Raw genomic sequence first — 14,834 nt, forward strand, 5'->3', positions numbered from 1 at the left:
AGATCTGGAGATCTGGAGATCTGGAGAGCTGGAGAGCTGGAGCTGGGCGGCCCGGCGTAGATCGGGGGCCGAGATCAGGACTCGAGGCGGGCCAGGACGGGCGGGAGGTCGCCGGTGTGCAGGACGGTCAGCGAGCGGGTGGCCCGCGTCAGGGCGACGTAGAGGTCCGCGAGGCCCCTGGTCGGCCCGGCGAGCAGCGCCGACGGCTCGACGAGCAGGACGGCGTCGAACTCCAGCCCCTTGCTGTCGGCGACGGTCAGCACCGCCACCCGCGCGTCCAGGACCTCCGCGCCGTCGCCGGCACCCGGGCCGGACCCGGCCGCGCCGAGGAGCTCCGGCGCGACCCGGCACAGCGCGCCGCGCACCGAACCGACCGTCTCCGGCGGGCAGATCACCGCGATCCGGCCCTCGCCGATGATCCCGGCCGTCCGGATGGTCTCGGCGGCCACCGCGTTCGCGAGCCCGTCGAGCGAGGCCACCCGCACGGCCAGCGGCGGCTCACCGGCCGACCGGACCGACTCCGGCGCCGCGGCCGCCGACCCGCTCGCGGCCAGCACGTCCGCGGCGACGTCCATGATCTCTCGCGGGGTGCGGTAGTTCACCGTCAGCCGCTCGACCCGGAACCGATCGCCCACGTGCGGCGTGAGGATCTGCGCCCACGTCGCGGGCGCGCCGGGGCGCGCCGCCTGGGCGAGGTCACCGACCAGGGTCGCGCTGCGCGCCGGGCAGCGCCGCCACAGCAGCCGCCACAGCATCGGCGAGACCTCCTGCGCCTCGTCGACGATGAGGTGGCCGAACGCCCACTCCCGGTCGGTCGCGCCCTGCTCGGCGGCGCTCGCGCGCCGGCGCGGCCCTCGCCACCGGTCGGCCACGGTGTCCGCGTCGAGCTCGCCGGCGAGTCCCAGCATCTCCAGCACGTCCTCGGCGTAGCGGCGCTCGGCCGCCCGCTCCCTGGCCGCGCGCGCCTCGGCCGCCTCCCTGCTGCCCTCGTCCGGGTCGCCGAGCAGCTCGGCCGCCTCGTCGAGCAGCGCCACGTCGGCGATCGTCCAGACCCGCCCGCCTCCTCGACCGGCCCGACCGGCCCGACCGTCGCGGCGGTCGTCGCGGTCGCGGTCGTGGCCGGCGCCGGTCGCGCCGCCGGGCGCGGGAGCCTCGTCCGCTTCGAGCGCGCTGAACAGATCTTCGTGGCGGGCGGCTGCCTGCCGACGGACGCCCTGCAGCAGGTCACGCTCGGCCGGGGTCAGGATCCGCGCGGCGGACCTGGCGAGCAGGTCACGGTCGGTGTAGAGGCTCTCAAGCAGCTGGACGGGGGTGAGCCGGGGCCACAGGTCGCCGAGCGCCCGCCGCACGGCCGGGTCCGCCCACAGCCCCTCGCGGACGTCGGCGCGTTCGTCGTCGTCGAGCAACCCACCGGAGATCTGGCGCACGACCTGGCCGGTGAGCTCGTCGAGCAGCTCGCGCAGGAACACCCGGCGGGCGCCGTTGTGCGGGCGGCGGCTGCGCCGCGCCCTGGTCCGCGCGCGGGCCACGGTGTCCCGGTCGAGGCGCAGCGTCCGGTCATCGTCGTGGACGATCTCGATCGTCCGCCGCGGCAGCCGCTGGTGCTCCCGGACCGCGGCGGCGAGCACGGCCGCCATCCGCTCGTCGCCCTTGAGGCTCCCGAGCGCCACCGGGTCGGTCGTGGTCGCGGCGACGCCGGGGAAGAGCCGGCCCGGGGTCGCGAACACCACCCCGGTCTCGCCGAGCGAGGGCAGCACCTGGTCGATGTAGCGCAGGAACACCGGGCTGGGACCGACGATCAGCACGCCGGAGCGCTCCAGCCTGGCCCGCTCGGAGTAGAGCAGGTAGGCAGCCCGGTGCAGCGCCACCGCGGTCTTGCCGGTGCCCGGGCCGCCGTCGACGACCAGCACCGAGCGGGCGTCGGCCCGGATGACGCGGTCCTGCTCGGCCTGGAGCGTGGCGATGATGTCGCCCATCCGGCCGGTGCGTGGCGCGGACAGCGCTTCAAGCAGCATCGTGTCGCCGGTCGGCCGGTCGGCCTCGGCGGCGCTCTCGGTCCCGAAGGCGCCCTCGGTCCCGACGCGCGCCGCGCCCGCTGTTCCCGCCTCGCTCGCGGCACCGGCGGGGGGCACGGCGCTCTCGGGACCGACGGACAGCAGGTCGTCCGCGACGCCCGTCACCTCGCGGCCCTTGGTGCGCAGGTGGCGCCGGCGGACCAGGCCGCGCGGCTCGGCGAGCGTCGCCTGGTAGAAGGCGGTCGCGACGGGCGCGCGCCAGTCGACCAGGATCGGCTCCTGCTCGGCGTCGGAGAGCCCGATCCGGCCGATGTAGGTGCGCGTCCCGTCGACGCGGTGCATCGCGCCGAAGCACAGCCGGCCCTCGGCGGCCTCCAGCCTGGCCAGCCGCTCGGCGTGGGTCGCGGCGAACACGTCCCGCTCGACGACCGCCTGCGGCGTCCCGGTGCCGACGTCCAGCAGCACCTGCCGCAGCTGGGCACGGGTCAGGTCGCTGACCTCGTCGAGGCGCGCGTAGAGCAGATCGACGTAGGCCTGCTCGCGGACGAGCCGCGGGTCACGGGTCGGGGACACTGCGCTCCTCCGCGAAACGAACCGGCACAAAAGGGTACATAGCCGATCTGATGTCCTTATCGGCCGGGCCGCTGGGAAACGGCCTCCCACCGACCTGCCCCACCTCGCGCGACGCTGAATCCGCGCGTTCGGCGCAGGCACGGCTTGGCGGACAGATCACGGACCAGCCGGGTCGGCACCACCGCCGATCCGGCTGGAACCCACGGGAGACCCCGGCCCAGCTACAACCAGAACACAGAAGCCTAGCGGGCTGCGCAATCTTCCCGGCGATCTGCCGCACCCGGACCGGCGTGGTCGAGACCAACGCCACGGCTGCCGGGCAGCGCGGGTCTCCCGCGCGGCGCCGTCAACAGTGCGCGGCGCCGTCAACAGTGCGTCGCGGCGTCAACGGTGCGCGGCGGCGTCGATCACCTGGTCGATGTCGTGCTCCAGGCGGCCGCGGACCAACGCGGCGACCAGCAGCGGGAAGTCCTCCCGCTCGACCAGCTCGAGCAGGCGGCGCGGGTCGCCGGGCAGGCCGAGATCCCGGGCGGTCTGGCGGGTGCGGGCGTCGACGTACGGGACGAGCTCGTCCCAGCCGGCCTGCGCCTCGCGCAGGAAGATGTCGGCGCCGACCGGCCCGATCCCCTTGATCTGCACGAGCAGCGTGTGCTCCCGGCCGGCGTGGTAGTCAGCCGCGTCCCGCACGCCCCGGACGTCGCCGTCGTAGGTGTCGAGCAGGTAGTGGCACGCATCGCCGAGGACGCGGGCCGTGCTCTCGTCGTATCGGGCGTAGCCGTGCTCGTGGAGCACGCGGACCCGCTGCTCCCACGTGGTGTCGGCCATCGCGGCGGGGTTCGTCCACCCTTCCGCGAACATCGCCTTCGACGCCTCCAGCGCCGCCGATGACCGAATCCGCGCGCTGGCCAGCGACGCGAAGACCAGCAGCCGGAACATCGCCTCCGCGGTGTCGGCGGCGACGTCGGCCTCGATGTCCTCGGCGAACGTTCGACCGTGCCGGGTCATCAACTCGGCCAGGACGTCCATCGGATCGGCTCCAGCCATTTCCACGAACTACCCACGGCCACGTCGAGTCACTCAGCACACGCACCACGGTGAGCCGCTACCGGCGCGCGTGGGTCGCTCTGCAAGGATTTCGCACGACGATGTTCCCCACCGTGACAGGCCGAAGGTCCGGTCGGGTTCGGTAGCGCGAGAGGGTTGATCACGGGTGGGACCGGCGTGCTGACTCCGTTAGGCCCGACGGACCGCCGCGCGGTGGGCAACTACCGGCTGTGCGGCCGGCTGGGCACCGGCGGGATGGGGACCGTCTTCCTGGGTGTGGACGACGACAGCCGGCCGGCCGCGGTGAAGGTCATCCGCTCCGATCTGCTCGACGAGCCACAGTTCCGCGAACGCTTCAGCCGGGAGGTCACGGCCGCGCGCCGGGTACGCGGCACCCGCGTCGCCCAGGTGCTCGACGCCGACCCGGACGCCGACGAGCCGTGGATGGCCACCGAGTACGTCGAGGGCACCGACCTGCTCACCGCGGTCACCCAGCACGGCCCGCTGCGCGGAGCGAACCTGACCACGCTCGCCACCGGGCTCGCCGAGGGCCTGGTCGCCATACACGCCGCCGGCGTCGTACACCGCGACCTGAAACCCGCGAACATCCTGCTCGCCCGGGAAGGCCCGAAGATCATCGACTTCGGGCTCGCCAGGGCCGACGACCTCACCGCCAACACCAGCAGCGGAAGCGTCATCGGCACCGTCGCGTGGATGGCGCCCGAACAGCTCAACGGCGACCCCGCCACGACCGCGACCGACATCTTCAACTGGGGGATGTGCGTCGCGTTCGCCGCCCGCGGCCACCACCCGTTCGAGGCACAGACCCCGGCCGCCACCGCGATGCGGATCCTGTCCAACCCACCGGGCCTGGACGGCGTGCCGGCCGACCTGCTGCCGATGGTCACCGCCGCCCTCGACAGCGACCCAGGCCGCAGACCCGGCGCCATCAGACTTCTCGCCGCTCTTGCCGCCCCACAGCAGGCGTGCCCCACAGCCGCGGGCGCGACCCGCCCACCGCTCGCGGACTGGATCCCTCCGGCCGCGATGCCACCGCGAGGCGCGCCCGAGGACCCGGCCAGCGCGCCGGCCTCCCGCGGGTCGGCCACGCCGGTCGCGATGGCCTCGGACACGAGGGACGGCGGCGCCCACGCGGCTGGTTTGCAGCAGACACCGCCCACCGCGCCCACGGCCGGTGCCTGGCCGCGGTCCGTGGCTGAAGCCGACGCGGCCGCGCCAGTCGCCGACTGGGACGACGCGGCACAAGCCCTTCGCCAGCCGGCCCGAGAACCCGCGGCCGTCAGCCAGGACGACACGCACGACCTCGCCGCACCCGACGGCCCCACAGCGGGCGGGCCTGGCGCCGCCGCGCGCCGCCCGCCCCGTCGACGGCGGCTGCCGCTCCTGCTCGCGCTGCTGGCGGTCCTTCTGCTGGCCAGCACCGCGCTCATCCATTCGCTGTTGCGCGACGACCACCGGGACGAAACCGCGGGAGGCTCACCTCGCGCGGCCGGCGCCGGCAGGGGCAGCACGGCCGGCGCCGCGCCCGACACGCGCCTGGCAAGCGCGGTCGGCACGGTCGGCTCCGACCCCGCGCCGGGGGCCAGCGACGGGCCAGGCGCGCCGGGCGCTACCGGCTCCGCCGCGTCCCTTGCCGGGACGGACGGCCCGGCGGCCGGCGTCGACCCGGCGACGTTGCCCCGCGCCGCCACCACCGGGCGACCGCTCGACGAGACCGCGGCCAGCAGGACCACCGTCCTGGGCAACGACGGCGCCGCCGTACTCGCCTACCGGGGCCCGTCGACGGGTGGCCTGTTCGGCGGCCAGCGCGGCACCGTGCCCAACGGCTCACCCGTCGACATCTACTGCGGCCTGTACGCCCAGCAGGTCAGCGGGACCACGAGCACCTCGCGGCTGTGGGTCTACACCGACTCCGGCTGGATCCCGGCCGGCTACATCCAGACCGGCAGCCCAGCGCCCGTCAGCCCGCCCGCCTGCATCGCGACGGTCGGCTCACCGACGCCGGGTTCGAACGCCCCCCAACCGGACACCGGGCCATTCCCACTCACCCAGGACGTGTCCATACTCCGGGTCGTCGGGCAGAGCGACTCCAGCCTGACCAGCGGGCGGCTGCGCAACGCCGAGCCGATCGGGCAGTTGCACGGTGGCGACCTCGTCGTACTTCGCTGCCAGGCACGCGTGAAGGACACGGGCGAGGTCTGGGACCAGATGGCCTCCGGTGGCTGGATCCAGCACGCCTACGTCTACAGCGGCACCTCAGACTCCCCCGCCCCCGCCTGCTGACCGGCCCGCCGAGCCAGCCTCACCATCGGGCTTACGGCCTTGGCCGGACGGTCTTGCGTAGCACCGCGCCGACCTGGCCGCGATACACCCACCGCAGTGGGCCACCATTAGCACACTTGGGCCTCTCTGGGAGGATTCCACGGGACGATGGGCCCTACCGTGACAAGTCGAAGGTCCGGTCGGGTTCGGTAGCGCGAGAGGGTTGATCACGGGTGGGACCGGCGTGCTGACTCCGTTGGGCCCCGCGGACCGCCGCGTCGTGGGCAGCTACCGGCTGCGTGGACGGCTGGGCGCCGGCGGGATGGGGACCGTGTTCCTCGGCGTGGACCCGGATGGGCAGCCGGCCGCGGTGAAGGTCATCCGCTCCGATCTGCTCGACGAGCCGCAGTTCCGCGAACGCTTCAGCCGGGAGATCACGGCCGCGCGCCGGGTACGCGGCACCCGCGTCGCCCAGGTGCTCGACGCCGATCCGGACGCCGACGAGCCGTGGATGGCCACCGAGTACGTCGAGGGCGTCAACCTGCTCACCGCCGTCGCCCGGCACGGCGCGCTGAGCGGGCCGAACCTGACCGCGCTGGCCACCGGGCTCGCCGAGGGCCTGGTCGCGGTGCACGCCGCCGGCGTCGTGCACCGCGACCTGAAGCCCGCGAACATCCTGCTCACCTGGGAAGGCCCGAAGATCATCGACTTCGGGCTCGCCAGGGCCGACGACCTCACCGGCAACACCAGCGGCGGAAGCGTGATCGGCACCGTCGCGTGGATGGCGCCCGAACAGCTCAACGGCGACCCGGCCACGACCGCGACCGACATCTTCAACTGGGGGATGTGCGTCGCGTTCGCCGCCCGCGGCGAACACCCGTTCGACGCGCAGACGCCGGCCGCGACCGCGATGCGGATCCTGTCCAACCCACCGGGCCTGGACGGCGTGCCGGCCGACCTGCTGCCGATGGTCACCGCCGCTCTGGACCGCGACCCGAACCGACGGCCCGGCGCCATTCGGCTCCTCGCCACCATCAACGACCAGCCGAAGGCCAGGCCGACCGGAGTGGGCGCGCCGGCCCGCGGACCGGTCGCGGGTGCGGTCCCTCCGGCCGCGGCGCCGGCGCCCGACGCGCCGCCCGCCACGGCCCGCACGGCTGACACCACGGAGAGCGGTGGCCCGGGCGGCACAGCCCGCGCGGTCGGCCTGGCCGGCGCGGTCGGCATCGTCGGCGCGGCAGGCATGGCGGGCGCGGCCGGCGCGGCCCGCCTGATGGGCACGGCCGGCCTGACCCGCACAGCCGGCACGGTTGGCAGCGCCGGCACGGTGGGCGGTGCTGGCACGGTGGGCGCGCTGGCCGACGGTGGGTCGACCGCGCCGGTCGCGACGACCATCGACGCGGCGGATGCCGGCGTGGCCGCGCCGGTCGTCCTGGCTGACCGGGACGACGAGGACGCGGCCCCGCGCCAGCCGGGCGGTGAGCCGACGGGCGGCCTGGACGGCGAGCACGATCTGATCCCCTTGGACGGCCCCGTCGACGGCGGACCGGGCGCCGCCGAGCGTCATCGCCGCCGGCGTCGCCCCCGACGCCGGCTGCTGGTCCTGCTGGCGCTGCTCGCGGTCCTGCTGCTGGCCAGCACCGCTCTCGTCCATTCCCTGTTGAGCGGCAGCGACCGGGGTGATACCGCGGGTGGCTCGTCGCGCCCGGCGGGCGGCGGCGCCCGCGCGGGTAACGGGGGCCAGGCGACCGCCCCCGGTGCCGACGGCGCGGCCGCGGCCGGAGCGGGAGCCGGGACCGGGCCTGGAGCCGGGACTGGAACTGGAGCCGGAGGCGGGGCTGGCGACCCGTCCGGGGGGCCGAGCGCCTCGGCGGGGCCGGGCGTCACCGGCTCCGCTTCGCCCCTCCCCGGCGAAGCCGGACCGTCGGGCGGGCCGCCCGCGGCGACGTTGCCGCGCGCCACGACCACCGGGCGGCCGCTCGACGAGGCCGCGGCCAGCAGGACCACGGTCCAGGGCGACGGCGGCGCCGCGGTGGCGGCCTACCGGGGCCCGTCGACGGGCGGTCTGTTCGGCGGCCAGCGCGGCACCGTGCCCAACGGCTCACCCGTCGACATCTACTGCGGCCTGTACGCCCAGCAGGTCAGCGGGACCACGAGCACCTCGCGGCTGTGGGTCTACACCGACTCCGGCTGGATCCCAGCCGGCTACATCCAGAGCGGCAGTTCGGAGCCCCTCAGCCCGCCGGCCTGCGTCGGGACGGTCAGCTCGCCGAAACTGGGTTCGAACCCCCCTCGGTCGGACACCGGGCCGTTCCCGCTCACGCAGGAGGTGTCGGTGCTGGGGGTCGTCGGACAGGTGGTCTCCGGCCTGACCGGCGCGCTGCTGGGCCAGGCCGACCCGATCGGCCGACTGCTCAGCGGCGACCTCGTCGTGCTGCGTTGCCAGGCGCGCGCGGCGGACACGGGCGAGATCTGGGACCAGTTGACCTCGGGCGGTTGGATCCAGCACGCCTACGTCTACAGCGGCACCTCCGGTTCCCCGGCGCCCGCCTGCTGACCGCTCCAGGTCCCGGCTTCGCCGCCCGGACGTCCTTCTCCTCATCCGCTTCCCCATCCGCATCCCACGGTCCTGGGTAATGGCCCCCAAGCCTGGGTCGCCAGGCCGGTCGGAGTGACCATCACGGTGACTTCGGCCCTTGATGGGGACGACCCGGCCGAGGTGGGGTAGGGGGAGGGAAGGATGGGCTCGGAGGCAAGGACGGGCCCGGGCGCGGGGTGCCGTCGTCGGACGAGGAGACGACCATGGTCACGCAGGGCACGACACTCTCGGTCGAGCAGGTGTACGGGGCGGTCGAGGCCGCGGGCCTGGCGCCGTCGATCCACAACACCCAGCCCTGGAGATGGCGGTTCCGCGACGAGACGCTGGAACTGTTCGCCGACCTGTCCCGGGCCGTGCCCGTCATCGACCCGGACCATCGCCAGCTGCTGGTCAGCTGCGGGGCGGCGTTGCTGAACGGCTGGGTGTCGCTGCGCGCCGCGGGCCTGGACGTCGAGGTCGGCGAGCTCCCCGACGGCCCCGACCTCGCCACCGGGCGGCTGGCCACACTGACGATCATCGGTCATCGCCCGCCGACCGAGGACGAGACCCGGCTCGCCGCCGCCATCACCCGCCGGCACACCGACCGCCGCCCGTTCACCCCGGCCGCCCTGCCCGCGGGCGAGGTCCGCACGCTACGCCGGGCCGCCGAGGCGGAGGGCTGCTGGCTCGCGTCGCTGACCGGCGAGGACGCCCGCCTGGAGCTCTCGGTGCTGCTGGGCCGGGCCGACTGGATCGAGCACAACGACCCCGCCTACCGGGCCGAGCTAGCCTCCTGGGTCCGCGACGACCCCGAGGCCACCGACGGCATCCCGCGCCCGGCAGCGCTGTCGAGCGCCCAGCCACGGCCCACGGAGTTCCCCGTGCGCGACTTCACCGGCGGCACCAGCGAACAGGGTGGTGGTACGGGTGGCGCAGGCGGCGAGCCGGCCAGCGCGGACGAGGCCGGCGAGCGGATGCGGACCGCCCGGGTCGAGCACCCCAACGCGCTGGTCCTCGGCACCGACGCGGACGGCCCGGCGGACCGGCTGCGCGCCGGCCGGGCACTGGGCCGGGTGCTCCTGACGGCCACCGCCGAGGGCCTCGCGACGTCCCCGCTCGGCCAGGCCGTCGACATCGAGGCGACTCGCGCGCTGGTCCGCGCCGCGACCGGCGGCACCGGCCACACTCAGATGATCATGCGTGTCGGCTACCCCGACACGTCCGCTCCCCCGTGGGCCCCCACCAGGCGCCGACCCGTGTCGGACGTCCTCGAGCACCTCACCGGCGCCTGACGAGACGTTCGACCCGTGCCCGCGCGCGGGCACGGGCACATCCTGTCCGACGTCACGGGGAATCCTGTCAGACACCAGAGCCACGACCAGCACCGTTTCGTGACCCTCACGTCTGACAGGACGCCCGGGATCCCCCAAAGGACAGGGAGGAGTCGCGTGGACGGGGATCCGCCTGGCGATCGACGGGGCAGACGTCGCCTGAGGCAGCACCAGCCTGCGAAGATCCGCCGCAAGCGGCTGGCTACTGGTATGACCAGCCGGTCCAGCGGGTCACGGTGACCACGATGGCTGGGCCGGCGGGCGGATGGTCGCGATATTGGTGGTAGCGCTCGGCGAGCGCGCTGGCCGCCACCGCGTGCGCGGGATCGGGTGGCTCGACGACGCGGGCGGTCCCGGCGGCCCGCGCCCACCACAACCGGCTCCAGTCGTCGTCATACTCGTCGGCGAGCAGGCTGACGCGCTCATCGCGGGCGATGTCGTCGAGCCGGCGCAGCCGGGTGGTCCGCTTCGGCTTGTGGTCGACGGCGGTGACGACCGTCCCGAGGCCACCTGCCACGAAGCCGTGGCCCGGTGCCAGCCCGGCCAGCACGGCGAACGTGACAGGGACGAGCCGGGGCGTGCCGTCGGGCGCGATGGTGGCCAACCGAGCGACTCTGGCGGCGGCGAACCGTGCCCGCGCCTCGTCCTCGGAGAGGTTCACGACCCTCCCCCAGTCCCCGGCCAGACCCGACGCCATCCTCACACGCCCGCGTCATTCCACCCACTCGGCGCCGAACCACTCGGCGATCGCCCCACTCAGCGATCGCCCCACTCAGCGTCCCGCCACCCGGCGATCGCACCACCCGGCGATCGCGCGCCCACCAGGCGTTGATCGCCGTCCGCGCCCTCCCGCGGTCACGATCCGTCCCTGTCGACGACCACCGAAGGGCCGAAACGGCGATCAACGCCCAGCGGGACACCACCTACCGGACCCCGCCCAGACGGCTTCCGCCGGAAGTTACCGGTCGGTATACTTACCGAGCGGTATCGACCTCTACCGACCGAACCCAGCTGGGGGATCGACCGAGATGAGCGGCTTCAGCCTCGACCTCTCCGACGAGCAGCGCGAGCTGCGCGACTGGGCGCACGGCTTCGCCGCGGACGTGGTGCGCCCGGCCGCGTCCGAGTGGGACGAACGAGAAGAGACCCCCTGGCCCGTCATCCAGGAGGCCGCCAAGATTGGCCTCTACGGTTTCGAGTCGATCGCGACGATGTTCGCCGACGAGACCGGACTGTCGCTGCCGGTGGTGTGCGAGGAACTGTTCTGGGGCGACGCCGGCATCGGCATGGCGTTGATGGGCACGGGGCTGGCCGCCGCCGCGATCTCGTCGGCCGGAACCGTCGAGCAGCTGCTCGAGTGGGTTCCCCAGTGCTACGGCGACGCCGCCGATCCGAAGGTCGGCGCGTTCTGCGTCTCCGAACCCGGCGCCGGCTCCGACGTCTCCTCGCTGCGCACCCGTGCCCGGTACGACGAGGCCAAGGACGAGTGGGTGATCAACGGCCAGAAGGCCTGGATCACCAACGGCGGCATCGCCAACATCCACGTCGTCGTCGCCTCCGTCGACCCGGCGCTGAAGTCCCGCGGCCAGGCCACCTTCGTCATCCCGCCGAACACCCCCGGCCTCGAGGGCAACAAGAAGATCAAGAAGCTCGGCCTGCGCGCCTCGCACACCGCCGATGTCTTCCTCGACGAGGTACGGATTCCCGGCAGCTGCCTGCTCGGCGGCAAGGACAAGCTCGACGCCCGCCTCGCCAAGGCCCGGGAGGGCACCAGCTCCAAGGGCCAGGCCGCGATGGCGACGTTCGAGCGGACCAGGCCCACCGTCGGCGCCCAGGCGATCGGCATCGCCCGCGCCGCCTACGAGTACGCGCTCGAGTACGCCAAGACCCGGGAGGCCTTCGGCCGGGCCATCATCGAGAACCAGGCGATCGCGTTCGCGCTGGCCGACATGCGCATGGAGATCGACGCCGCCCGCCTGCTCATCTGGCGGGCCGCCTGGATGGGCAAGCAGAACAGGACGTTCGAGGCCGGTGAGGGCTCGATGTCGAAGCTCAAGGCCGGCGAGGTCGCCGTAGCGGTCACCGAGAAGGCCGTCCAGATCCTCGGCGGCGCCGGCTACAGCCGCGACCACCCCGTCGAGCGCATGTACCGCGACTCCAAGATCTACACCATCTTCGAGGGCACGAGCGAAATCCAGCGCCTGGTGATCGCCCGCGCCATCTCTGGCGTGCACATTCGCTGATCGCCAGTTAGCGGTCACTCACCGCCCCGCGTCGTGGTCGTGCGACCTCATCCATTCCTCATCCACGTCGATCTTGAGAGCGCGATCCGCTCCAGCCGCGCGCCCCTGCTTCCCGTCCTGACCCAGATCTCCGGCTCGGGAGGCGTGCGGGCGTCGGCGCCGCCGACGTATCAGTTGCCCGCTGACCCGCTCGCCCGGAAACTCACGGCAGCCACCGCGATCGATGATCCGAGCAGCCGGGCGCAAGGGGACGGCTCGGGCACCTACCGAAGGCGCCGGCCGTTCCACGCCTGGCAACGACCACCAGCCTGCGGGCCTCGCGGCGTCCGATGACCGCGCGTCTCCTGGATGGCTCGGATCCGATCAGCTTTCCCATTTCTGGACGTCTGCGGAGGAGCGGGTTCGCGTCCGCGGCGGCTGTGCTGGCTGGGTGACCAGCTCGTTGTTCTGGGGTGTCGAGGACAGGTAGGTCGCGGGCGTTCTGGATCTGGTCCCAGGCTGTTTCCGGGTGGGTGCCGGCCAGGATGAGGATGACGGCGACGAGCAGGGTGGAGCGGCCGACGCCTGCGCGGCAGTGGATCGCGAGGTGTGCGCCGCGTTGGACCTCGTCGGTGTTCAGTTCGGCCAGTACGATGATCTTCGTGAAAAGTAAGGACGCCGACGAGTGGTTGGCCTGCGCGACGTTGCAAGCCGCGCTCGGCGTCAAGGTCGTGCGCAACGACGACCAGTCCCCGCAGCCCCGCAGGTCCCGCCAGCCCCGGCCCAACGGGCGACACGACCTGACCATCACGTATGCCGATGGGCGACGCGCGGCCGTCGAGGTCGTGTCCACACGGGACGAGACGGCAATGGGATTCTCAGCGGCGTCAACCAGCTACACAACCGTCTCCCGCCTGACCCGAACATGGGTCCTCGTAGTGAGCCCAGAGGCACGGATCAAAGACCTCAAGCGAGAGGCGCCGGCAGCGTTGGCCCGCCTTGAGGAGAACGGCACTACGTCGCTGGAAGGCCGAGGAATATCCGACCGGCGACCCCAGGAACTGCGACGCCTCCGCGTAGTGTCGTGCGTATCCACCCCACCCGCCGAAGGAAACAAGGCTGGCTTCTACCTCGTCCAGGACTTCACAGCAGGTTGGAGCGGGGGCAGCAGTGACCACGGCGATCTCGTGGTACAGAGGTGCAACGAGCTGTTGGCCTCCGCCGAGAAGGCCGACGTCCCGAGGAAGCTACTCGCGTCCGGCCTGTCCGAAAGACACGCGGTAGTGGTGGTCACCTTCGACTGGCTGGACTCGCTCGGCTCGATTGAGTCGGGGGCGCTGCCGAGGATCGCACCGACGCTGCCCAAGGGCGTGGATCGCCTCTGGCTGGTGATCCCACGGGAGCCAGGACCGATCCGCGCTATCTACTGGCTCGGTGATGGCCGGTGGCGCGACGTCGTCCTAACCGAGGAGCAGCTTGAAGCCCCTCGCGGGCTGTTTTCAGGGTAAGTCGGTCGAGGCCGAGAACGATTAGGGATTGACAGGGTTCTTGCCCGTGGAAGGACGCATGGGCTCAGCGACCAGGAGATTATGAGAAAGCTCCACCGGGAGTCCTCTGCAGCTGTTTCGGTGTCGTTGGATGCCGTCCGAAGCCGTTTTCTCCTGCGCCGTATGAGGTTTTCGAACACCATACGATCGGGCGGCCGTCGCTCGTGTCGTCTGGTGCCGGGGTGGATCGTTCACTGCCGTGCAGTTCGTCTCCGGTCTGTCCCCGAACGAGGGCGGGGTTCTGGTAACTGAACGTCATGCGCCATCGGGCCAGCCGTTCTGGACTATGTGGTTGGTGCGCCGTCATCTGACTGCTCGCGGAGTTCGGCCAGGTTTGCTTCGCTGTCTCTGGTAAGGCCGTGGGAAGGTCCGAGGAGGCGAGCGGCGTCGGTGATGAGCATCTGCCACATCTCCATGGCGCGGGTGGGCTCGCCGCATTCGGCGGTCCATATGGCGACCTCGAAGCGGCTGCGGAGTGCGACGAAGTGTGTCTCGCCCAGGTCGGCATGTGCGATGGACTCGACCTCTTGAGCGATTCGGAGCGCTGCAGTTGGCTGGCCGGTGCCGCCTGTCCGCCGGGCGACGTCGAGGCGGGCTCGAAGCGTCTGGGGATCACGCTCACCGAAGGCCGTGGACGTATCTGCGGCGACCTTCTCGGTGAGTACCAGGGCGGTTCCGGCGTCGCCCTGTGCTGCATAGCCCTCTGTGTCAGTCTCGGGTGAGACACCTGCTGGAGGCGAGTTGGCTGCAGGGGGCGTGATCGGAGATCCTTGTGCTCGTGGAGTCAGAGTCCCCCGAAGGGCCGGGTGGGTCGTCGCGGCGTGATCCGGCGCCGCGTCCGTCGCGGCGGGTGTTCAGTGCGGCGTACAAGCTGCGGATTCTTGCGGAGTATGAGAACGCGCCGCATGGCGAGAAAGGCGCGGTGCTGCGTCGGGAGGGGTTGTTCTCGTCGCATGTGATCGAGTGGGCGCGGGCGCGTGACGCGGGCGTATTGAGTGCGAGACCCGAGGTGGCGCGCGGTTCGGAGAAGAAATCGGCGAAGTCGGCGGAGCAGGTCGAGTTGGAGAAGCTCCGTCGGGAGAACGAGCGGTTGAAGTCCCGGCTCGCGACGACCGAGACCGCGCTGGATATCATGGGAAAAGCACACGCGCTCTTGGCTTGAGATTTAACCATCTCATGATCGAGTTCGGGTTGGGTTGGCGATCTACTGGACAGCTGGCACCCTTCACGTGATCGTGTCT

General features: G+C 72.6%; 11 protein-coding genes. 8 read left to right on the forward strand and 3 right to left on the reverse strand.

Annotated features, from left to right (window positions below):
• Positions 1 to 74: 74 nt before the first annotated feature.
• Positions 75 to 2,588, reverse strand: coding sequence for a HelD family protein (locus tag FRCN3DRAFT_RS0233680; RefSeq protein ID WP_007519828.1), 2,514 nt, complete (start codon positions 2,586 to 2,588; stop codon positions 75 to 77).
• Positions 2,589 to 2,972: 384 nt separating this feature from the next.
• Entirely contained in the window at positions 2,973 to 3,614 is a 642-nt protein-coding gene (locus FRCN3DRAFT_RS0233685) for an HhH-GDP family DNA glycosylase (protein WP_007519830.1), read from the reverse strand.
• A 195-nt stretch (positions 3,615 to 3,809) separates the two neighbouring features.
• Between FRCN3DRAFT_RS0233685 and FRCN3DRAFT_RS56765 the strand changes: the two genes are divergently transcribed.
• The 3 genes from FRCN3DRAFT_RS56765 (at position 3,810) to FRCN3DRAFT_RS0233700 (ending at position 9,785) form a co-directional block, all read left to right on the forward strand.
• Positions 3,810 to 5,936 carry a serine/threonine-protein kinase gene (locus tag FRCN3DRAFT_RS56765; RefSeq protein ID WP_007519832.1) on the forward strand — a complete coding sequence of 709 codons (2,127 nt, stop codon included), beginning with the start codon at positions 3,810 to 3,812 and terminating at the stop codon, positions 5,934 to 5,936.
• Between the two features lie 223 nt (positions 5,937 to 6,159).
• A complete protein-coding gene (locus tag FRCN3DRAFT_RS50125; protein WP_131803661.1) occupies positions 6,160 to 8,472 on the forward strand; it encodes a serine/threonine-protein kinase in 2,313 nt (770 codons plus the stop codon).
• 245 nt (positions 8,473 to 8,717) lie between these two features.
• Positions 8,718 to 9,785 carry an Acg family FMN-binding oxidoreductase gene (locus FRCN3DRAFT_RS0233700; RefSeq protein ID WP_007513755.1) on the forward strand — a complete coding sequence of 356 codons (1,068 nt, stop codon included), beginning with the start codon at positions 8,718 to 8,720 and terminating at the stop codon, positions 9,783 to 9,785.
• A 241-nt stretch (positions 9,786 to 10,026) separates the two neighbouring features.
• Here the strand turns inward: FRCN3DRAFT_RS0233700 and FRCN3DRAFT_RS0233705 are convergent, their stop codons facing one another.
• On the reverse strand, positions 10,027 to 10,485 hold the full coding sequence (locus FRCN3DRAFT_RS0233705; RefSeq protein ID WP_027141177.1) for a TIGR03668 family PPOX class F420-dependent oxidoreductase: 459 nt from the start codon (positions 10,483 to 10,485) through the stop codon (positions 10,027 to 10,029).
• Positions 10,486 to 10,852: 367 nt separating this feature from the next.
• Here FRCN3DRAFT_RS0233705 and FRCN3DRAFT_RS0233710 point away from each other — a divergent pair, with 367 nt between their 5' ends.
• The 5 genes from FRCN3DRAFT_RS0233710 (at position 10,853) to FRCN3DRAFT_RS58005 (ending at position 14,755) form a co-directional block, all read left to right on the forward strand.
• Entirely contained in the window at positions 10,853 to 12,067 is a 1,215-nt protein-coding gene (locus FRCN3DRAFT_RS0233710) for an acyl-CoA dehydrogenase family protein (protein ID WP_007513753.1), read from the forward strand.
• Between the two features lie 508 nt (positions 12,068 to 12,575).
• On the forward strand, positions 12,576 to 12,719 hold the full coding sequence (locus tag FRCN3DRAFT_RS55575; RefSeq protein WP_198536070.1) for a hypothetical protein: 144 nt from the start codon (positions 12,576 to 12,578) through the stop codon (positions 12,717 to 12,719).
• Positions 12,709 to 13,554, forward strand: a complete 846-nt coding sequence (locus FRCN3DRAFT_RS0233715) for a hypothetical protein (RefSeq protein ID WP_131803660.1) — start codon at positions 12,709 to 12,711, stop codon at positions 13,552 to 13,554. Before FRCN3DRAFT_RS55575 ends, FRCN3DRAFT_RS0233715 begins: the two co-directional genes overlap by 11 nt.
• 398 nt (positions 13,555 to 13,952) lie before the next feature.
• Complete coding sequence (locus FRCN3DRAFT_RS0233720) at positions 13,953 to 14,315, forward strand: hypothetical protein (protein ID WP_131803659.1); 363 nt, start codon at positions 13,953 to 13,955, stop codon at positions 14,313 to 14,315.
• A 56-nt stretch (positions 14,316 to 14,371) separates the two neighbouring features.
• Positions 14,372 to 14,755, forward strand: coding sequence for a hypothetical protein (locus tag FRCN3DRAFT_RS58005; RefSeq protein WP_051467369.1), 384 nt, complete (start codon positions 14,372 to 14,374; stop codon positions 14,753 to 14,755).
• Positions 14,756 to 14,834: the final 79 nt, after the last annotated feature.

Source organism: Pseudofrankia saprophytica, from assembly GCF_000235425.2.
Taxonomy (GTDB): domain Bacteria; phylum Actinomycetota; class Actinomycetes; order Frankiales; family Frankiaceae; genus Pseudofrankia; species Pseudofrankia saprophytica.